Origin of the sequence: Marinobacter sp. UBA5687, assembly GCF_002420325.1 — a bacterium.
Taxonomy (GTDB): Bacteria; Pseudomonadota; Gammaproteobacteria; order Pseudomonadales; family Oleiphilaceae; genus Marinobacter; species Marinobacter nauticus.
Genome location: NZ_DIHV01000122.1, coordinates 1 through 21,157, shown reverse-complemented (window position 1 = coordinate 21,157; position 21,157 = coordinate 1). Strand labels below are relative to the sequence as shown.

The window sequence follows — 21,157 nt, the reverse complement described above, 5'->3', positions numbered from 1 at the left end:
GCCACCGGAATGGTGACCGCCGGAATCAGGGTTGCGCGCCAGGAGCGCAGGAACAGGAAAATAACCAGTATCACCAGCGATACCGCAATCGCCAGCGTGGTCAGAACCTCTTTGATCGAAGCCCGGATAAACACCGATTCGTCATAGCTCTCGGCAATACGCACTTCCGGCGGCAAGGTCTCGCGAATCTTCACCAGCTCCGCCTTCACCGCATCCGACACCGCTACCGTGTTGGCCTTGGACTGGCGGATTACCCCCATCCCGATAGCGGTTTCGCCATTGGCCCGCAAACGACCAACATCCGATTCCACCCCGACCTGAACATTGGCAACCTCGCCCAGGCGCAACAGGTCGTTGCCATCCCGGCGGATCACCAGATTGCGGAAATCTTCCACATTTGACAACCGCCCTTCCGCGCGCACGGTAAAGTTGCGGGTGGAGGAGTCCACTGAACCGGCCGGTAACTCCACGTTGTTCTGCCGCAGTGCCTGCTCCACCTCGGCAACGGTTATGTTGCGGGCCGCCAGGCGGGTGCGGTCGAGCCAGACCCGGATGGCGTAACGGCGTTCACCGCCAATCCGGACATCGGCAACACCGTCCAGAACCGATAACCGGTCTGCCAGAACCCGATCGGCAAAGTCACTGAGTTCGGCACTGTCCCAGACGTCACTGATCAGAGTTATCCACATCATTGGCCGGGCATCGGAATCGGCTTTTTGAACCACCGGGGGATCGGCCTCATCCGGCAACTGGTTCAGAACCCTGGACACCGCATCGCGTACGTCGTTGGCGGCAATGTCGACATCCCGGGAGGTATCAAATTCTATTGAGGTTCGGGATTCACCCTGTTCGGTTGAGGATTCGATGGAGCGAATGCCTTCAATGCCACTGATGGCCCCTTCAATCACCTGGGTAATCTGGGTGTCGACCACTTCCGCCGCAGCGCCGGTGTAATCGGTGGACACCGAAACCACCGGCGGATCAATATCCGGATACTCCCGAACCGGCAAGCCCAGCAAGGCGGCCACGCCGAATACGACAATCAGCAGGCTCAGAACGGTGGCAAACACCGGGCGTTTGATGGAGACATCGGACAGCACCATGGATCAGGACTCCACGGTCCGGGCAAACCGGTTTTCCGGAATCGCCTGGTCGTTACTCTGTACTTCAATGCGGTCGCCGGTACTCAGGCGATCCTGCCCGGTTACTACCACGGCATCGTCCAGGGTCAGGCCAGAGGTAATTTCCACCAGACCGGGCATGCGCGAACCGGTCGCCACCGATACCCGGCGTGCCACGCCGTCTTCGGCAACAAACACATACTTGTCGTCGCCACGAATCATCACTGCCTGCTCCGGAATCACCAGCCCTTCCCGTTCCTGCAGGGTCAGTGACGCCGACATGAACTGGCCCGGCCGCAGACGACCGTCCGGATTATCGATAAAGGCTCGCACCGACAGGGTTCGGCTCAATTCGCTGATGCGGGTGGCGAGTTCCACCAGCTCTCCCCGGAAGACCTCGTCTGGGAATGCCGGCGAGGAGGCAATCACCGATTGGCCTACCCGAACCTGGCCGACAAAACGTTCCGGAACCGCAAAACCCATTTCCATTCGATCGGTGGTGTCCAGCGTGGTAATGGTGGTGCCCGCTTGCAGATATGCCCCCACGCTGATGTCGCTCAGGCCCACCACACCGGAGAACGGCGCTTCAATGCGATGGTTTTCCAGCCGCACCCGGGCAGCCTGTCGCTGGGCTTCAGCCACACTCACGGCGGTGACCAGTTCATCCACCTGGGACTGGGACACGCTATTGTTGGAGCGCAAACGCTGGGCCCGCTCCAGTTGCCGCCTGGCATCGGCCAGCTGGGCTTCAATCACCTGGAGATCGGCACGGGCCTGACGATCGTCGAGACGTAACAGGACATCGCCCTGAGATACTTTCTGTCCGGGTTCGAGGTTGATCTGCACCACCCGACCGGTGACTTCGGTGGTCAGTTCCACGGCATTCAGTGCCTTGAGGTTGGCCACCGAACGAATCTCATCCCTGACCTGCTGTAATCTGGGCGCCACTGCACTGACTTTGCTGGCCCTCGGCTCCTCACCGGCCTGTTCTGTGGACGAGGAATCCATCGCCAAAAAGAACACCGCACTTCCGGCACCCGCTGCAACCAGTACCACCGCAATCAGCCATTGCTTCCACATGGGTATCGCAAACCTTTCCGAGTTCAGTTCTGCGGGACAGCCCCGCTTTCATGTTTCTGAATCACCAACACCACTTCACCCACATCGACACCCCACTTGCTCATGGTGGTCTGGTTGATCAGGGTGTCGGGAGTAACCAGGTACATCCAGTCGTCCATCCGGACATCGATCGTGCCATCGCCGTATGCCACCCGCAGGACATAATTCATGTGTATGGCGTTGCCCTGCCAGCGCATGGTGCCGGCTTCCACCACGTCGCCGGCGCTGGCGTGATAGCTGCCGTTGTCCGGTGTCAGCGTCCAGATCCGGGTCTGGACCTCGCCGTCGTTGAAACGGAACACCTCATCCAGCGTACCGACACCGTTTTCATCCCAACTGGCCACAATGTCTGCGTCGAAGGTACGGATAACCTGGCCGGCGTAGTCCTTGACCACCCCCCGGGCCGAAAGTTCGCCCCGGAAAAACTCCGAGGGCACCAGCTCCGGTGCCTGGCCCTGATAATCCTCCAGATTCGGCCCGGCACACCCTGCCAGCATCAGGGTCATTAACAGTATAAGACCACCGCTTCGAAGACCATGGAAAAGACCGGGGAAAGGCTGCGTTTGCATGACTTTTACACTCCTTGGCGACTACCGGATAGCAACAGAACGTTTACAGCATTACGGACCCATGGCCGTGCCCGATCAGTCCCCGGGCCCAACCGTCATTTCAGCCAATTGTCCATTCTGACATCAGCACCAGCGCTTTCCGTCAATGGCAGCCCGCCGGGAATACCGTACAACTGCACACACAGTGGCCTTTCTGGCCCAACCAATTCCGGATGATCAATGCATGTGAGGACTGGCTATGCCTGTGTATAAAGCGCCCCTGAGGGACATGAAATTCCTGCTCAATGACGTATTCGATTACCCGCGGCACTACCAGACACTGGCCTCCGGTGAGAACGCCACGCCCGACATTGTCGACGCCATTCTGAGCGAATGCGGCCGTTTCTGCGAAGAGGTGCTGAGCCCGCTGTATCAGTCCGGCGACGAAGAAGGGTGCCACCTGGAAAACGGTGAAGTGATCACCCCCAAGGGCTATAAAGAAGCCTACGAGCAATATGTGATGGGCGGCTGGCAGGGCCTGTCGGCACCGGAGGAATTCGGGGGCCAGGGCCTGCCGGCCTCCATGGGCCTGTTGAAGCAGGAAATGATGGGCACCGCCAACTGGTCCTTTTCCATGTACCCGGGCCTGTCCCTGGGGGCCATGAACACCATCTATCTGCACGGCGATGAGCAGCAGCAACAGACTTATCTGGCGCCGCTGACCGAAGGCCGCTGGGGCGGCACCATGTGCCTGACCGAGCCCCAGTGCGGTACCGACCTGGGCCAGGTCAAAACCCGGGCCGAACCCCAGGCCGACGGCAGCTACAAACTCACAGGCACCAAGATCTTCATTTCCTCAGGCGAGCACGATCTGACCGAAAACATCGTTCACATCGTGCTGGCCCGTCTGCCGGATGCCCCGAAAGGCACCAAAGGCATCAGCCTGTTTATCGTGCCCAAGTTCCTGCCCGATGCCCAGGGCGGTGTCGGTGAGCGCAACGCCGTCAGTTGCGGCGCGCTGGAGAAGAAAATGGGCATCAAGGCTTCGGCCACCTGTGTGATGAATTTCGATGGCGCCGCCGGCTATCTGATCGGCCCGGAGAATCAGGGCCTGGAGTGCATGTTCACCTTTATGAACACAGCCCGCATCGGTACGGCAATTCAGGGGGTTGGCCCCGCCGAGCTGTCCTATCAGTGGGCTCTGGATTACGCCAGGGAGCGCCGTTCCATGCGGGCGCTGTCCGGCAAGAAAGAGCCGGATGAAGTTGCAGACAGCCTGATTCACCATGCCGATGTCCGGCGTATGCTGCTGACCCAGAAAGCCATCGCGGAAGGCGGCCGCTCCATGCTCTATTACGCCGCCAAGATCGCGGACCATATGGTGGAAGCGCATACCGCAGGCGATACCGCCAAGGTTGAGAAATATGACGACAAACTCGGCTTCCTGACGCCAATCCTGAAGGGATTCCTGACCGAGCTGGGCTGTGAGGCCACCAATCTGGGCATGCAGGTGTTCGGCGGTCATGGCTACATCCGCGAACACGGTATGGAGCAGATTGTCCGGGATACCCGTATTGCCACCCTGTACGAAGGTACAACCGGCATCCAGGCCCTGGACCTGCTCGGGCGCAAGGTCTTACTGATGACCCAGGGCGGAGCAGTGCGGGAATTCACCCTCAAGGTGGCCAATTTTGCCCGCAAGCACCTGACCAACAAACAACTGCGGCCGATGGCGGTGGAGCTGCTGAAACTGACCGCCCAGTGGAACCTGCTGACCGTGCGCGTGATGCTGGCAGCACGCAAGGATCGCGACGTGGTCAGCGCCGCCGCCAACGACTTCCTGATGTACAGCGGCTACGTGACCATGGCGTACATGTGGCTACGCCAGGCGGCGGTGGCCAGCGATAAACTGGAAAACGGCGGCGCTGAATCTGACGCCTTTTACCGCACCAAGCTGGCGACCGCCGAGTTCTATTATGAGCGCTTGCTGCCCCGGGCCCAGGCCCACGCCACCAGCATGCTGAGCCCGACCCGCAACCTCATGCAGGTGGCGCCGGAAGAGATGGCCTTTACCGGTTAACCTCCGGTATTTTCCCGTCCCGGGCTCTGCCCGGGACATTTTTGACTGTTCATGACCATCCGGAAACCGGGGTTGAAATCCCGTTGATACGACCTCAACTTCCCCCCTGCCTTACCACTTTTCTCACAATGCACTGAGGTTTAACAACTTTTAGAGACATCACCATTCTCGCGTATAAAAGAAGGAGGTTCGAAAATGGACAATCGTACTGACGACTTTTATCCCACCCGCCTCGAGCGCCCGGCAGAGAGTTTCGAGCGCAAGGACCCGGTTATCCACAGCCAGGGAACCGACCGCCACAATGGGCCGCTGAGCGAAACTGAACTGGCCCGGTATGAACGGGACGGCTTTCTGGTATTCAACAACTTTCTGGATCAGGAAACAGTCAAACGTTTCCGGGACGACCTGCGAGCCTATGAGAATGACGACAGCATCCTGCGTTCCGAAGGCACTATTACTGAGCCGGGCAAGCAGGAAATCCGCTCTATTTTCGGGATCCACGAACTGTCTGATCGCTTCGACCGACTGACCCGGGAGTCCCGCCTGCTGGATATGGTGCACCAGCTACTGGGCAGTGATGCCTACATCCACCAGTCACGCATCAATTTCAAACCCGGTTTCCACGGCAAGGGCTTTGACTGGCATTCGGATTTCGAGACCTGGCACGCCGAGGACGGTATGCCGCGCATGCGGGCCGTCAGCTTTTCCATCGCCCTCACCGACAACACACCATTCAACGGCCCATTGATGCTGATTCCCGGCTCCCACAAAACGTTTGTGCCCTGTGTCGGCCGCACGCCCGAGGACAACTACCAGTCCTCACTGAAAAAGCAGGAGCTGGGGGTCCCCAACGAGCAGGACCTGCAGAAGATGGCCGATCAGTACGGCATCCAGGCGCCTACCGGGCCAGCGGGCTCTCTGATCATATTCGAGTGCAACACGTTGCATGCCTCCAATGCCAATATGTCACCCTGGCCCCGCAGCAATCTGTTCTTCGTCTACAACAGTGTGGAAAACCGTCTGGAACAGCCATTCTGCGGCAACAAACCGCGGCCCGACTTTCTGGGCAATCGCAGCCATACCGAGGCCCTGCGCCCGGTTCGTTCACCGGATCTGCGCCGCACCGGTTAAGCGATGGCCCAATAACGAAAAAGGGGAAGCCAGTGGCTTCCCCTTTTGCAATGGAACAAAGCTCTGATCAGAGGCCGTACTTGGTCTCAATAGCCTCGTAGATTCCGTTGTTCTTGATGGTTTCCAGGCCCTGATTCAGTTTCTGGATCACCTCGTCCGGCGTTTCCATGTTCATGGCCAGGTACAGTTCGGTCTTGTTGAACGAATACACCGGAACCAGCCCTTCCACATCCTGCTGGGAGGCAAAATAGGGCCCGGCCAGCTGGTCCGCAATCCAGAGGTCAACCTGTCCCAGTTCCAGGCGCTTCGGGTTCAGATCGTCGCTTTCCATCTCCGAGACCTTATAGCCGCGCTCCAGCAGGTATTCGGTCATGACGTCACCGCGATAGCCGGCATACAGCAAACCCCGGGTATCTTCCAGATCGTCGATCTGCAGGTTGGTGCCGGCCGGGGCAAAGATGGTCCACAGGTTGTTCGCCAATGGCCCTACCCACTTGAACTGCGGTGCCCGGCTTTCGGTATAGGTGGTGCAGAAGATCCCGTGGTTCTTTTTGTTCAGGGCCCGGTTGTAGCCGTAATCCCAGTTCCGGAGCTTGATGACATAGTCCAGCCCGGACGCCTGCAGCACCGCTTTCACCATCTCGGTGCACAGTCCATCAATGCCATCGCCGTTATGCTCGAAGGCACGGCCGGTGGAACTCATGTTGTACGGAGGAAAGTTCTCGGTGTAGATGTAGAGTTTGTCTGAGCCCAGGGCGGGCACAGAAACGCCGGCAAACACCAGCGTGGCAGCTAACAGAGAGGCCAACTTGCGCACGGGTTATCTCCTTTACCACGAATGACTTGGTCCGCTGCACAGGCAGCGGCACGATGAGACAGTAGTGGAGTTTACCCGAGCTTTTAACGTTGTTTTACAGATAAACTGTTTGTTTTCGTAAGGGAACACTCGAGAGCCAGAGCGGGCTGAGGGCTCCGTCCTGAATTATTTTCCGATGCAGAAACTGCTGAATATTTTCCCCAGAAGCTCATCCGGGGTCAGATGCCCGGTGATTTCCCCCAGGGCATCCTGAGCGGCCCGCAGATCTTCGGCCAGCAATTCACCGGCGCCGTAACCTTCCAACTGAGTCTGTCCTTGCAGCAGGGAATCCCGGGCACGTTCCAGGGCATCCAGGTGCCGGCGCCGGGCCAGGAAGCCACCTTCGGTGGTGCTGGCAAAGCCGATGCATTCTTTCAGATGCTCACGCAGAACCTCCAGGCCCTCCGCAGCTTTTGCTGCCAGACGAATCACCGGAGCGGTCTGATGCGACTCGGCGCTGATACCCACCGGTTCACCAGACAGATCCACCTTGTTCCGGATCACCGTCACCGGTGCACTCCTGGGCAGTTGATCAATAAAATCCGGCCAGATTTCATGGGGCTCGGTTTTGTCGGTGGTGGTGGCATCCACCATCAGCAAAATACGATCGGCTTGTCGGATTTCTTCCCAGGCCCGGGCAATACCAATCTGTTCCACTTCGTCCGGGCTGTCCCGCAGGCCGGCGGTATCAATAATGTGCAGCGGCATACCATCGATGTGGATATGTTCCCGCAACACATCCCGGGTTGTACCCTCGATGGCGGTGACAATCGCAGCCTCCCGCCCCGCGAGGGCGTTCAGCAGGCTGGATTTGCCGGCATTGGGCCGGCCGGCAATAACCACTTTCATGCCGTCCCGCAGAATGGTGCCTTGTTGGGCTTCACCGAGAATCTGCTGCACCTGCTCCAGCAGGCCCTGCAAGTCAGAAGCAACTTTGCCATCGGCCAGGAAATCGATCTCTTCCTCCGGAAAATCGATGGCCGCTTCCACGTAGATGCGCAGATGGGTGATGGCCTCCACCAGGTTATCCACACGTTTGGAGAACACCCCCTGCATGGAACGCACGGCACAGCGGGCCGCCTGTTCCGAGCTGCTTTCAATCAGATCTGCAATGGCCTCAGCCTGAGCCAGGTCCAGCTTGTCATTGAGAAACGCTCTTTCGGAAAATTCACCGGGCCGGGCCAGCCGGGCGCCCAGGCTGCAGACTTCCCGCAACAGGATATCCAGGATCACCGTACCCCCATGGCCCTGAAGCTCGAACACATCTTCGCCGGTAAAGGAATGCGGGTTGGGAAAGTACAGACCGATGCCCTCATCAATGAGCTCTCCCTGCCGATCCCGGAACGGGCCGTAATGGGCGTACCGGGGTTTTGGCTCAAAGCCCAGCATGGTGCGGGCAATGGCCATGGCTCTGGGTCCGGACACCCGGACAATCCCCACCCCGGCCTGGCCCGGGGCAGTGGCGATGGCGGCAATGGTGTCAGTCGCTGGCTGCATCTTGGTTTTCCTGAAATAGAAATGACAAAGGCTCCACAAGGGAGCCTTTGTCAGGTCAGAAGCACTGTTGAATCAGTACTTCTTGCCTGCCGTTTCCGCTTCGATCTTGCGGGTAATGTACCACTGCTGGGAGATCGAAAGAATGTTGTTCACCAGCCAGTACAGAACCAGACCAGCCGGGAACCACAGGAAGAACACGGTGAAGATCAGCGGCATCAGCTTCATGATCTTGGCCTGCATGGGGTCCGGGGGCGTCGGGTTCAGGCTCATCTGGATGAACATGCTGGCGCCCATCAGGATCGGCAGGATGAAGTACGGGTCCATCTGGGACAGATCCTGAATCCACAGCATGAACGGCGCATGACGCAACTGGACACTTTCAAACAGTACCCAGTAAAGTGAGATGAACACCGGCATCTGCACCAGGATTGGCAGACAGCCCCCGAGCGGATTGATTTTCTCGCGCTTGTACAGCGCCATCATTTCCTGGGACATGCGCTGGCGATCGTCGCCATAGAGCTCTTTCAGCCGGGTCAGTTGCGGAGCAACCGCGCGCATTTTCGCCATGGAGCGATAGCTGGTGGCGGAGAGGTGGAAGAACACCGCTTTTACCAACACCGTCAGCAGGATGATAGCGACACCCCAGTTACCGACGAGGCCATAGAACCATTCAAGAATGTAGAACAGCGGCAGGGAAATGAAGAACAGCCAGCCGAAATCAACGGTGCGATCCAGGTTCGGAGCCAGAGCTTCCAGCCGATCAATGATCTTGGGACCGACATAAGCAGTGGCGCCCACTTCTGCGGTCTCACCCGGTGCTACCGTCGTCGCAGGATAAACAAAGCCCATGACATGGAGATCGCCCCGTCGGGTGGTCTGGAACTGGGCTTTCTGATCCCGCTCGGGGACCCATGCGGTCAGGTAGTAATGCTGCAGGAAGGCCAGCCAGCCATTGGTGACGGACTGATTGACGCGCTTCTCTGACAGATCCTCGAAATCGTACTTCTCATACGGATCTTCCGGGGTACTGATCACCATGCCCAGATAAGCCCGGATTCCCATGCTGGCCTGGGAGGTCGGATCTGGCGCCTGATCGCGTACGATCTTGCCGGTGAAGTTACCTTGCCATGGGCTTTCTGAACGGTTATCGATCAGGTAGCTGACATCAATCTGATAGCTGTTGCGGGACAGATGATAGCGTTTGGTGATGGCTACACCGCTGTCAGTGGTGTACACCAGGTCGATGGTCAGTTCATCTTCCCCTTCCGCCAGCTGGTAACTGCCGGTTTCTGCCTGAAATACAGGAGCGTCACCGGCCTGGCTGCCATCCGGGCCATCGCGACCGATCAGGCCACTTTCCAGGAGATAGGTGCGGGTACTGGTATTGGTCAGCAGTTTCAGTGGCTGTTCGCTGTCCAGAGACTCGTCGTATTGTAACAGGGAACTGTCAACCACATTACCGCCTACGCGGTCGATCTTCAGCTCGTAAACATCCGTGGTCACGGTAATGAAACGATCTGCCAGATCCTGATCGCTGCTGGCGGAGGTTGTCGCGAGTGAGCCGGTCTCTGGCGTTGCAAACTCTTCACCGCCTGCGTTGTTATCCTCAGGCAGGATCATGTCATCGGTGTTGTTGGTAGCACTGCTGTCTGAGGGAGATTGCGCCTCGGCAACCTGTTCTGTTTGAGGCTGGTGATAATCCTCGTTCCAGGCAAGTACCATCAGGTAACTGACAATGGCGAGGCCGGCAAACAAAACGATGCGTTGAATATCCATAAACTTAGTGTCTGGTCTGAGTAGTGGAATGAGTGCTTTCTGTCGGATTGCAGGCCTGGCCGGAGCGAGGCGCCGTATTCAGTTCCGTTCCCGGTACCGGATCATAACCGCCTTCTGCCCAGGGATGACACCTGAGTAGCCGGGCTGTTGCCAGGTAACCGCCTTTCAGAGGTCCGTGATGTTGGATGGCCTCGAGGGCGTATTGTGAACAGGTAGGGTAATGACGGCAATGGCTGGCCATCATCGGACTGATGGCATACTGGTAGAACCGGATGGGCAAGAGCAGGAGTTGACGCATTACTCCGTACCTCTGGGATTGCCGACGGATTGATCAGGCGTGGACTGCCGGTATTTTTTCTTTACCCGATGCCAAAGATCATTCAGTGAGGAACGGACCGTATCGTTATCCAGCCGATCCAGCCCCTGGCGGCCGAGCACAATGATATCAAGGCCTGGCAGATCTGGTTGGAGCCGGAAGGTTTCCCTTACCTGACGCTTGATCCGGTTTCTCTGAACGGCGAGCCGAAGATTCTTCTTGGAGAAGATCAATCCGACCCTGGCGTGTCCCAATGAGTTGGCAGAGGCCAGGATCAGAAAATTCCTGTGCGGAACTTTCAGCGTTACGTCATTGAAGACCCTGCTGTAATCCGAAGGTTTCAACAGCCTGTGAGACTTCGGAAACGTCAAGGCCTTCATGAGGCAGGCTTCAGATTACGCAGACAGGCGTGCACGGCCCTTGGCACGGCGACGAGACAGTACCTTGCGACCATTGGCTGTCGCCATACGGGCACGGAAACCGTGAACGCGCTTGCGCTTCAGGACGCTCGGTTGGAATGTTCTTTTCATGGTGATGTTCTCACAAATCGTCGATGGACATTGATCACTGGCTGGAAAATAGACAGCCAAAACAGGAGCGGCATTCTAGTCAAATACCGGTGCAAGTTCAATGGTTATAGTTTGGTCAGGCAAGATTCTGGCATGGGTACTAACCGACATGGCGAGTAATAGAATCTGTAAGGTCTTTTTAAAATTCTTTCAAAGATATTTATTACTGTTATTAGGCACCTTGATTTCTGTGGATAAGAGAAATTTAATCTGAATAATCATGAGATTAATGCCATGACAAAGCTTGTGACAGATACCCGTGAGCCCTGTGGATTTCGTCATCACGGATTGTGCACAAGTGGGATAGGTGATGGTGAACCGAGTTATGCAAGTATCCGTCAAGATCTTTCCCACAGGACTGAACCCCGGCTTTGCACAAGCTCCTGTGAATAACTTTTTTTCAGGCATTTTCTGTACACAAGGCTGTAGATATGTCTGAAACAATCTGAAAAATATGAAGAAAAGTTTCCACAGGGTGTTTATGACAAAGGTTTCCGGCCTTTTACTGAAGGCTCGTGCAGGTTAGAATCTCCGGTCACTTCAGGCACCGGTTGGCGTTGGTTTAACGGTGCCTTATCAGTCAGGTTTTCGGGAGCAGGCGGTCGTGCCGAACAGTATGTGGCATCAATGTCTTGAAGTACTCCGGGATGAGTTTCCCGCACAGCAGTTCAATACCTGGTTGAGGCCCCTTCAGTCTGATCACCGGGAAGGGCAGCTCATGCTGTTTGCCCCGAACCGGTTTGTGATGGACTGGGTCAACGAAAAATACCTCCGCCGTATAGAAGAAGTATTGAAGGATCTGAATGGTGGTCAGGCGCCACGAGTCATGATGAAAGTGGGCTCTGCGCCCAAGCCCACAGATCCGGTGGTTCGCTCCGAAGTGGCGCCGCCGGTCCGGGTCTCGGAAGAAACCGAGCAGACCGTTACGGAAGAAGAAAGAAGTGTTGCGGCTACTGTTGCGGACTCAGCACCAAGAGCGATGTCTGCGCCGGCACCCAAGGCCCAGGCCGAGCGCCGTCCGGTGCAGGTAGAAGGTGATATCAAACACCAGAGTTTTCTTAACGAAACCTTTACCTTCGATACCTTTGTCGAGGGTAAATCGAACCAGCTGGCCCGGGCTGCCTCCATGCAGGTGGCAGAAAACCCCGGTGGTGCCTACAACCCGCTGTTTCTCTATGGCGGTGTGGGCCTGGGTAAAACCCACCTGATGCATGCCATTGGCAATGAGATTGTGCGTCGCAACCCGCGCGCGAAGGTAGCCTATCTGCGTTCGGAACGGTTTGTGGCCGACATGGTCAAGGCACTGCAGCTGAACGCCATCAATGAGTTCAAACGCTATTACCGGTCGGTGGATGCGCTGCTGATTGACGATATCCAGTTTTTTGCCCGCAAGGAACGCTCTCAGGAAGAGTTTTTCCACACCTTTAATGCGCTGCTTGAAGGTGGCCAGCAGGTGATCGTGACCTGTGACCGTTTCCCGAAAGAAATCTCTGATATGGAGGAGCGGCTGAAATCCCGCTTTGGCTGGGGCCTGACGGTGATGGTCGAGCCTCCGGAACTGGAAACACGGGTGGCGATCCTGATGAAGAAGGCGGAACAGGCCAATGTGAAACTCAGCAGCGAGGCCGCGTTCTTTATTGCACAGAAAATCCGATCAAACGTTCGTGAGCTTGAAGGGGCGCTGCGTCTGGTGATAGCGAATGCTCACTTCACTGGCTCGGAGATTACCCCGCCGTTTATCCGTGAGAGCCTCAAGGATCTCCTGGCCCTGCATGAAAAGCAGGTGAGCATCGATAATATCCAGCGAACGGTGGCTGAGTACTACAAGATCAAGGTGGCGGATCTGCTGTCCAAACGCCGCACTCGCACAGTCACCCGGCCGCGCCAGGTGGCTATGTCCCTGGCCAAGGAACTGACCAACCATAGCCTGCCGGAGATTGGCGACGCGTTCGGTGGGCGTGACCACACCACCGTTCTGCATGCCTGTAAAAAGATTGTTGAATTGCAGGAAACCGATCCCGGTATCCGTGAGGATTATCAGAATTTTATGAGATTGCTGACCACCTGATTGAAGGTGGCCCGTACGAACAACACATACATTCACTTCCGATAACTGAAGCCGAGTGCCATGAAACTGACCATCAGCCGTGAATCACTGATCACCCCGCTGCAAAGCATCGCGGGCGTTGTGGAAAAGAAACAGACCATGCCGGTGTTGTCCAACGTCCTGCTGGAAGCGGAAGACAATATGCTGACACTGACCGGTACCAATATGGAAGTGGAGCTGGTGGCTCGGGTAGCACCAGTCCATGTGGATCAGCCTGGTCGTATCACGGTTCCGGCGCGGAAGTTGGCGGATATCTGTCGGGCCCTGGGGGATGAGGCGCCTATCGATCTGGCACTGGAAGGCGATCGTCTGCATCTGCGCGCCGGAAATTCCCACTTCACCCTGTCGACGCTGCCGGCGGAGCACTTTCCCAATGTCGAAGATGAGCCGGAAAGCTTCCGTCTGGCATTGCCACAGAAAGAGCTCGGTCGCATGCTGGATGCCACTGCGTTCGCCATGGCCCAGCAGGATGTGCGTTATTACCTGAACGGGTTGTTGCTGGAAGTGGATGTGAATCATGCCCGGGTTGTGGCTACCGATGGTCATCGTCTGGCCATGGCCCAGTTCGATCTGGATACCGGGTGTCCAGAGTTGCGGCAGGTTATTGTGCCTCGTAAAGGTGTACTGGAACTGGCCCGGCTTCTGGATGATGAAGAATCGCCGGTTACGCTGGTCATCGGTGACAATCATCTGCGGGCGACGGTGGGCAGCTATACCTTTACCTCCAAGTTGATTGAAGGAAAGTTCCCGGATTACAACCGGGTGATCCCGCGAGGCGGTGACAAAACCGTACTGGCGGATCGTTCAACGCTGAAAAGTACCCTGCAGCGGGCGGGCATTCTGTCGCACGAGAACATCCGTGGTGTGCGCCTGAACCTTTCTCCCAACCAGTTGCAGGTGTTCGCCAATAACCCTGATCAGGAACAGGCTGAAGATGCGTTGCCGGTGGAGTATCAGGGCGAATCACTGCAGATCGGGTTTAATGTAGGCTATCTGGTAGATGTCATGAATGCACTGGATGATGACCAGGTGAAGATTACGTTGTCGAATCCCAACAGCAGCGCGCTGATTGAGGCTCAGAACGACAACCGCTGCCTGTATGTTGTCATGCCGATGCGACTGTAATCAGGTTTGGAGGGCTCTATGGGTGCTGTAACGAATGGAATCAAAGGCGCGTTCAGGATCGGTCAGACCCTGTCTGTGCTTGGCCGCACCGGGGTAAACTGGGTTCGGGGCGATCGGCCCCCTGCCCCGAAATTGTTAAGGCAGACCTTCGAAAGCCTGGGCGCAACCTACATCAAATTGGGACAATTTATTGCCAGCTCGCCGACCTTTTTCCCGAAGGAATATGTGGAGGAGTTCCAGTTCTGCCTCGACAAGACCCCGAGCCTTCCCTTCAGCGTAATCAAGAAGATCATCCGGGACGAGCTTGGTCGCCCTATTGATCAGGTGTATTCGGAAATTGATCCGGTCGCACTGGCTTCGGCATCCATTGCCCAGGTTCATGCTGCTCGCCTGGTAACGGGTGAGGAAGTGGTGATCAAGGTTCAGAAGCCGGGTGTGGAAAACATTCTGCTGACGGACCTCAACTTCCTTTACCTGTCTGCCCGAATGCTTGAGACGCTGGCCCCGAAACTGTCCTGGACCTCCATGTCCGGCATTGTTGATGAAATCCAGAAAACCATGATGGAAGAATGCGATTTCATCAAAGAGGCCAACAACCTGAAAGTCTTCCGGGAGTTTTTGCAGAATACTCACAATGAAGATGCGACCGTGCCGCGGGTGTACGAGCATTGCAGTACTCGCCGGATTCTGACCATGGAACGTTTCCGCGGGGTCCCATTAACGGATCTTGAGAGTATTCGAGGCTTTTCCCGTGATCCGGAGCGGACATTGATAACCGCCATGAACACCTGGTTTGCCAGCCTGACCCAATGCGAGTTTTTTCACGCAGACGTTCATGCCGGTAACCTGATGGTGCTTGAGGATGGTCGGGTTGGTTTTATCGATTTCGGCATTGTCGGGCGTATCAGACCGGATACCTGGCAGGCCGTGAGTGATTTCATTTCCGCGATTATGGTGGGCAATTTTGATGGTATGGCCGACGCCATGATCCGGATTGGCGTCACCCGGCACACCGTGCGGGTGGACGATCTGTCTGCGGATCTTCAGCGTCTGTATCGTCAGATGGATCGTATGGTGCCGGATGATGTGCCCTATGAAGTGGAACGGGCCGAGGACGACGTGAATAATATCCTGATGGACATGGTAAAGGTTGGCGAAAGTCACGGTTTGCATTTCCCCCGTGAATTCGCCTTGCTGCTCAAGCAGTTCTTGTATTTTGACCGCTATGTTCACATCCTGGCGCCGGAAATGGATGTGTTCATGGACGAACGGCTAACCATGCTTCATTAACCGGTCTACCGGGGTTTCTAGTACACTAGGGCGATATCGGAAACGGTATCGCCCTTTCTCGTTTTGGTCGTCCGAATTTTCAGCCTGAGCACTCCGTTAACCTATGGCGCTAGTCAAACTCCAGACACAGCACTTCCGAAACCTGTTATCTGCGCCTGTAGAATTTTCACCGTCCTTCAATCTTCTTTATGGCGCCAATGGCAGCGGTAAAACCAGTATTCTGGAAGCGATTGGCTATCTGGGTCTTGGTCGGTCGTTTCGGGTCAGCCGGCATCAGGCAGTGGTGGCCCACGGGCAATCGAAACTGACTGTCTTCGGGGCACTGGATTCAGGTCTTTTGGCGCAAGAGTCTTCAGAGAAGGTTGAGCACAGAATTGGTATTTCCCGGGATGTCAGCCTCAAGGAAACCCAGTTGCGGGTAGATGGTGAGGCGGTTCGCAGTCTTTCGTTTCTGGCGATGCATCTGCCGGTCTCGGTCATTGATCCCGGGGTATTCGACATTGTTGCTGGTGGCCCGGGTAAGCGTCGGCAGTTTCTGGATTGGTTAGTGTTCCACGTGGAACCTTCCTTTTCTTCCCTGTGGCAACAGGTTCAGAGAGTCACGTCACAGCGGAATCAAATGCTGAGAAATGGTAGACTGGACGAATCGTTGATGCGGGTCTGGGATTCCCAGTACGGCGCCTTGGCGGAGTCGTTGAGTGACATCCGGGAAACCGTTTTCCAACGCTTCAAGATCGCTTTTGAATCGGTGTTGGCGGAGCTGGATGCGCCCTGGGTGGAAGGTCTGAAGATGGACTTTTATCCGGGCTGGGATCGAAGCACAGCGTTGACCGAAGTATTGGTCAACCATCGCGAACAGGAACGTCGGATGGGCCACACCTTGTACGGCCCGAACCGGGCGGATATCCGTCTGAAGTTTGGTGGTCGTCCGGTGGCGGAAACGTTCTCGCGGGGGCAGCAAAAGACACTGGTGATCCTGATGAAGATTGCTCAGGGCAAGGTGTTGAGTGATCTTGGCAAACAGGTGACGTTTCTGTTGGACGATATCAACGCCGAATTGGATGTTCGTCATCGCGTTATGCTGGCTCGCAACTTACAGGAACTGCGTTGTCAGGTGTTTATCACCTCCATTGAGCATCCGGAACCGGACACGTTGTGGCACGATGGGGATACACCTGAATACAGAATGTTCCACGTGGAACATGGACAATTGACGGAAGAATAGCTGAGCCGGGCGGGTTCGCGAATGATCGTGTCTGTCGCCAGGGCTGGGCTCACCTCCAGGAGTCTCTTTTAATGAGTGAATCGAACTACAATTCCTCCAGTATCAAAGTCCTCAAAGGACTCGACGCGGTGCGTAAACGGCCCGGTATGTACATCGGTGATACCGACGATGGCACCGGCCTGCATCACATGGTCTTTGAGTTGGTGGATAACTCCATCGATGAGGCTCTGGCTGGTTACTGTTCTGAAATCGGCATCATCATCCACCCGGACGAATCCATTACCGTAAAAGACAATGGTCGCGGTATCCCGGTCGATCTGCATGAAGAGGAAGGTGTTTCGGCCGCCGAAGTCATCATGACTGTGTTGCACGCCGGCGGTAAGTTCGACGACAACTCCTACAAGGTCTCCGGCGGTCTGCACGGTGTGGGTGTGTCTGTGGTCAACGCCCTGTCTTCCTCGCTGACCCTCACCATCCGCCGGGATGGCAAGGTCTATGAGCAGAGCTACACCCACGGTGTACCTAATGCGCCCCTGGGCGAAGTCGGTGAAACCGATGCCTCCGGTACCAAGGTTCACTTTATTCCCTCTCCGGAAACCTTCACTCATATCCAGTTCCATTACGACATCCTGGCCAAGCGCCTGCGGGAACTCGCTTTCCTGAACAGTGGTGTGCGTATCCGCCTGACGGATGAGCGTTCAGGCAAGGAGGAGATTTTTGAATATGAAGGTGGTCTGCGGGCCTTTGTTGAGCACCTGAATACCAACAAGACAGCCATCAATCGTGTCTTCCATTTCAACCGTGAGCGGGAAGATGGCATTGCGGTTGAAGTGGCCATGCAGTGGAACGATGCCTTCCAGGAAAACATCTACTGCTTCACCAACAATATTCCCCAGCGGGATGGTGGTACTCACCTGGCCGGTTTCCGGGCAGCACTGACCCGCTCTCTGAACAACTACATTGATCATGAAGGCCTGGGCAAGAAAGCCAAGGTAGCGACCTCCGGTGATGATGCCCGGGAAGGCCTGACCGCTATCATCAGTGTGAAAGTGCCCGATCCCAAGTTCTCCTCCCAGACCAAGGACAAGCTGGTGTCCTCGGAAGTGAAGACGGCGGTGGAGCAGGAACTGTATCAGAGCTTTGCGGAGTACCTGCAGGAGCAACCCAACGAAGCCAAGCAGATCGTTAACAAGATGATCGAAGCGGCCCGTGCCCGGGAAGCAGCCCGTAAGGCACGGGATATGACCCGCCGTAAGGGCGCCCTGGACATTGCCGGCCTGCCCGGCAAGCTGGCGGACTGCCAGGAAAAAGACCCTGCCCTCTCCGAACTGTTCATTGTGGAGGGTGATTCTGCGGGTGGTAGTGCCAAGCAGGGCCGTGATCGTAAGACCCAGGCCATCCTGCCCCTGAAAGGTAAGATCCTGAACGTCGAGAAAGCCCGCTTTGACAAGATGCTGTCCTCTGCCGAGGTCGGCACCCTGATCACCGCGCTGGGTTGTGGCATCGGCCGGGAAGAATTCAACCCGGACAAACTCCGTTATCACTCCATCATCATCATGACCGATGCCGATGTGGACGGTTCTCACATCCGTACTCTGCTGCTGACCTTCCTGTTCCGCCAGATGCGGGAAATCATCGAGCGCGGCCATGTATTCATCGCCATGCCGCCGCTGTACAAGGTCAAACGTGGCAAACAGGAGCAATACCTGAAGGACGAGAAGGCGAAAGAAGCCTATCTGACCCAGACGGCTCTGGAAGGCGCCCAGCTGTATGTAAACCCGGAAGCACCGGCCATCAAGGATTCCGCGCTGGAAACCATGGTGAAGGACTATCAGGCAGTGATGGCGATGATCGATCGCCTGTCCCGGGCCTATCCGGCCAAGGTACTGCAACAGATGGTCTACAACAGCGCGCTCAAGCCGGAACACCTGAGGGACGAGACCGAAGTGGCCCGCTGGGTGGCGCGCCTGGGTGAAGGTCTTGATCTGGATACCCGAACCGGTACCAAGTACACCTTCTCTGTGACTCGCGATGAGGAACGGGGCCTGTACCTGCCCAAGGTCACCATCTTTGTGCATGGCATTCCCCATGAGCATGTGTTCAGTCATGACTTCTTTGAGTCTTCTTCGTACGGTGCCATTGCGCGCCTGGGCGAGACCCTGGAGGGGCTGATCGAGGATGGCGCCTACATCCAGCGTGGCGAGCGCAAGCAGTCTGTGCTGTCCTTTGAGGGCGCCCTGGAGTGGCTGATGAAGGAAGCCCAGCGTGGCCTGAACATCCAGCGATACAAGGGTCTGGGTGAAATGAACCCGGATCAGCTCTGGGAAACCACCATGGATCCGGAAACCCGCCGGATGATGAAGGTTACCATTGAGGATGCGATTGCTGCCGACCAGATCTTCACCACACTGATGGGGGATGATGTGGAGCCACGGCGGGACTTCATCCAGAGCAACGCGCTGGAAGTAACCAACCTGGATATCTGATCAGACAAACCTTGTTGGCAATAAAAAACGGTGGCTCCTTGTGGATGCCACCTTTTTTTATGGGTGTCCGGGGAACCCGGAAACCGGTGTTGTAATAACCTATTTGGAGGAGCCGGACTCTGCCCTCTTCCGCTCCTTTTCTTTTTCCTTTTCAATCAGGTGTGGCGCCATCACCTCTTCCAGGGTATACCCCGTCAGGCGCCGGATGGTGCGCCAGAGATAATAGAAAATCAGCATCATCATCACCATGGAGGGGATGGCAATCATCGGATAGCTCACCAGGGTCATGCGGCCCAGTTCCTCATTGAAGGCCTGGGTGCCCGAAGGGCTCACCACAATCCATTTCGCCAGCACATAATTCATGATGGACGAGAACAGGAAGGTGCCGGCAAAGAAATAGCTGGCCTTAAGTAGGCGCCCTTCAAACTCCTCCACGCAGCTCTTTTCTTCCAGTGAGGCCTGAATCTTGTCCACGTCCAGCACATTCGGGTTATAAAGCAGAGTACGAACCAGGGGGTACCTGGTGCGCGTAGACACCAGTACCGCCAGACCAATGACGGCGGGCACGGCCGCTTCCTTGATGGCGAGCCAGCCGGCATCCAGTTCCAGTAAACCAATGCCGCCGGTGAGGCCGACACTGATCAGGCCCAGCAAGGCGATGAAGTTTTTCTTGTGGTAGCGGACCAGCTCGAACAGGCCCCAGCCCAGGGGAAACGCCAGGCCGATGATCAGCGCATTGACGCTGCCGAGGTGTTCGTCACCACTGAACTTCATCAGAATCACCGAGGGAATGATGATACTGACCAGCAGGTCGATCCAGGGTCTGGGTTGGTGGTCGGGAGTGGGAGAATTACTCTGGGACGTCATGGTTACCGCCTGATCGGTGAATCAACGGCAGAACCCGAGGAGGGCACTGCCGGAAAGAGCTTCCGGCAGTATACGACGAATAGGAAGTCAGACGTAACCGCCTGGTTCAGGCGCCCACTTCCTTCAGGCATTCCTCAACAATATTCAGCCCTTCTTCCAGCACTTCGTCTTCGATGGTCACCGGCATCAGGAACCGCAGTGTGTTGCCGTGCATACCGCAACTCAGCAGGATCAGTCCTTTCTCCTTTGCCTTCTTGGTAATGGCCCCGGCCAGTTCTGGCATGGGCTTGTGATTATCCTTGCTTTCCACCAGCTCAAAGGCCGCCATGGGGCCCAGATTGCGAGCGTTGTCCACATGGGTGAACTGCTCCTGCCATTGGTCGAACCGGGTTCTGAGTTTCTCGCCCAGGCGCTGGCTCCTGCCAAGGATATCTTCTTCCTTGATGACATCGAACACCGCCAGGGCGGCGGCGCACGCGGTGGGGCTGCCGGTGTAGGTACCGCCCAGGGAGTTCGGGCCGGAGGAGTCCATCACCTTGTCCGTGCCGACGATGGCCGAGATGGGCATGCCATCGGCCATGGATTTGGCCATGGTCATAATGTCCGGCTCAATACCACTGTGTTCGATGGCGAACAGCTTGCCGGTGCGGCCAAAGCCACTTTGCACTTCATCCACGATCATCATGATGTCGTTTTCATCGCAGATCTTGCGGATGGCTTTCAGGAAACTTGGCGGTGCCGGGTAGAAACCACCCTCACCCAGAACCGGTTCCAATACGATGGCGGCGGTCTCATGGGCCGGGGAGTCGGCCTTCATGGCCATCGCCAGGCCACGCAGGGACTCTTCTTCGGAAATGCCATGGTAAGGCACCGGATAAGGCGCTCGGTAGACCAGGCCGGGCATGGGCCCGAAGGAGGTCTGGTAAGGGGCGGCCTTGCCGTTCATGGCCATGGTGAAGAAGGTGCGGCCGTGGTAACCGCCGTCAAAACAGATAACGTTGTTTTTGCCGGTGGCTGCGCGGGCAATCTTGACCGCGTTTTCCA

Annotated in this window: 18 protein-coding genes; 7 read left to right on the top strand and 11 right to left on the bottom strand. The window is 56.6% G+C overall.

The window, feature by feature from the left end; translation table 11 throughout:
- The 3 genes from B3Y70_RS12665 to B3Y70_RS12655 form a co-directional block, all read right to left on the bottom strand.
- Positions 1 to 1,103 (bottom strand): efflux RND transporter permease subunit (locus B3Y70_RS12665; protein WP_288589917.1); only part of this gene is annotated, 1,103 nt, incomplete at its 3' end.
- 3 nt (positions 1,104 to 1,106) lie between these two features.
- Entirely contained in the window at positions 1,107 to 2,201 is a 1,095-nt protein-coding gene (locus B3Y70_RS12660; RefSeq protein WP_272999306.1) for an efflux RND transporter periplasmic adaptor subunit, read from the bottom strand.
- A gap of 23 nt (positions 2,202 to 2,224) precedes the next feature.
- Positions 2,225 to 2,737 (bottom strand): DUF3833 domain-containing protein, encoded by a 513-nt coding sequence (locus B3Y70_RS12655; protein ID WP_374730301.1) that lies wholly within the window; start codon positions 2,735 to 2,737, stop codon positions 2,225 to 2,227.
- Between the two features lie 310 nt (positions 2,738 to 3,047).
- Between B3Y70_RS12655 and B3Y70_RS12650 the strand changes: the two genes are divergently transcribed.
- Both B3Y70_RS12650 and thpD read left to right on the top strand, forming a co-directional pair.
- Complete coding sequence (locus tag B3Y70_RS12650) at positions 3,048 to 4,868, top strand: acyl-CoA dehydrogenase C-terminal domain-containing protein (RefSeq protein WP_273030943.1); 1,821 nt, start codon at positions 3,048 to 3,050, stop codon at positions 4,866 to 4,868.
- Positions 4,869 to 5,063: 195 nt separating this feature from the next.
- Entirely contained in the window at positions 5,064 to 5,999 is a 936-nt protein-coding gene (thpD, locus tag B3Y70_RS12645; protein ID WP_011787293.1) for an ectoine hydroxylase, read from the top strand.
- 67 nt (positions 6,000 to 6,066) lie between these two features.
- Here the strand turns inward: thpD and B3Y70_RS12640 are convergent, their stop codons facing one another.
- The 6 genes from B3Y70_RS12640 to rpmH all read right to left on the bottom strand — a co-directional run bounded on the left by B3Y70_RS12640 (position 6,067) and on the right by rpmH (position 10,974).
- On the bottom strand, positions 6,067 to 6,816 hold the full coding sequence (locus B3Y70_RS12640) for a substrate-binding periplasmic protein (RefSeq protein WP_014423150.1): 750 nt from the start codon (positions 6,814 to 6,816) through the stop codon (positions 6,067 to 6,069).
- A 165-nt stretch (positions 6,817 to 6,981) separates the two neighbouring features.
- Positions 6,982 to 8,352: a tRNA uridine-5-carboxymethylaminomethyl(34) synthesis GTPase MnmE gene (gene mnmE / locus B3Y70_RS12635; RefSeq protein ID WP_023011910.1), complete on the bottom strand. Its 1,371-nt coding sequence runs from the start codon at positions 8,350 to 8,352 to the stop codon at positions 6,982 to 6,984.
- A 72-nt stretch (positions 8,353 to 8,424) separates the two neighbouring features.
- Entirely contained in the window at positions 8,425 to 10,128 is a 1,704-nt protein-coding gene (gene yidC, locus B3Y70_RS12630) for a membrane protein insertase YidC (RefSeq protein ID WP_273030941.1), read from the bottom strand.
- A 4-nt stretch (positions 10,129 to 10,132) separates the two neighbouring features.
- Positions 10,133 to 10,426, bottom strand: a complete 294-nt coding sequence (gene yidD / locus B3Y70_RS12625; RefSeq protein WP_121208021.1) for a membrane protein insertion efficiency factor YidD — start codon at positions 10,424 to 10,426, stop codon at positions 10,133 to 10,135.
- Entirely contained in the window at positions 10,426 to 10,824 is a 399-nt protein-coding gene (rnpA, locus tag B3Y70_RS12620; RefSeq protein WP_011787298.1) for a ribonuclease P protein component, read from the bottom strand. The genes yidD and rnpA overlap by 1 nt, the downstream gene beginning before the upstream one ends.
- Positions 10,825 to 10,839: 15 nt before the next feature.
- Entirely contained in the window at positions 10,840 to 10,974 is a 135-nt protein-coding gene (gene rpmH, locus B3Y70_RS12615) for a 50S ribosomal protein L34 (protein ID WP_008940054.1), read from the bottom strand.
- 643 nt (positions 10,975 to 11,617) lie between these two features.
- On the opposite strand from rpmH, the gene dnaA reads away from it, so the two are divergent.
- From dnaA to gyrB, 5 genes are all read left to right on the top strand, one after another.
- Positions 11,618 to 13,081: a chromosomal replication initiator protein DnaA gene (dnaA, locus tag B3Y70_RS12610; RefSeq protein ID WP_011783582.1), complete on the top strand. Its 1,464-nt coding sequence runs from the start codon at positions 11,618 to 11,620 to the stop codon at positions 13,079 to 13,081.
- Positions 13,082 to 13,141: 60 nt separating this feature from the next.
- Positions 13,142 to 14,245, top strand: a complete 1,104-nt coding sequence (gene dnaN / locus B3Y70_RS12605; RefSeq protein ID WP_114434618.1) for a DNA polymerase III subunit beta — start codon at positions 13,142 to 13,144, stop codon at positions 14,243 to 14,245.
- A gap of 18 nt (positions 14,246 to 14,263) precedes the next feature.
- Positions 14,264 to 15,535: an ABC1 kinase family protein gene (locus B3Y70_RS12600; RefSeq protein ID WP_228224541.1), complete on the top strand. Its 1,272-nt coding sequence runs from the start codon at positions 14,264 to 14,266 to the stop codon at positions 15,533 to 15,535.
- A 103-nt stretch (positions 15,536 to 15,638) separates the two neighbouring features.
- Positions 15,639 to 16,760 carry a DNA replication/repair protein RecF gene (gene recF, locus B3Y70_RS12595; protein WP_228224540.1) on the top strand — a complete coding sequence of 374 codons (1,122 nt, stop codon included), beginning with the start codon at positions 15,639 to 15,641 and terminating at the stop codon, positions 16,758 to 16,760.
- Between the two features lie 71 nt (positions 16,761 to 16,831).
- The gene (gyrB, locus tag B3Y70_RS12590) at positions 16,832 to 19,246 is read left to right on the top strand and encodes a DNA topoisomerase (ATP-hydrolyzing) subunit B (protein ID WP_273030937.1); all 2,415 of its coding nucleotides are present in this window, start codon (positions 16,832 to 16,834) and stop codon (positions 19,244 to 19,246) included.
- A 99-nt stretch (positions 19,247 to 19,345) separates the two neighbouring features.
- Here gyrB and B3Y70_RS12585 read toward each other — a convergent pair whose 3' ends face one another.
- Positions 19,346 to 20,113: a VC0807 family protein gene (locus tag B3Y70_RS12585; protein ID WP_273030935.1), complete on the bottom strand. Its 768-nt coding sequence runs from the start codon at positions 20,111 to 20,113 to the stop codon at positions 19,346 to 19,348.
- A gap of 106 nt (positions 20,114 to 20,219) precedes the next feature.
- On the bottom strand, positions 20,220 to 21,157 hold a 938-nt coding region (locus B3Y70_RS12580), incomplete at its 5' end, for an aspartate aminotransferase family protein (protein ID WP_288589913.1).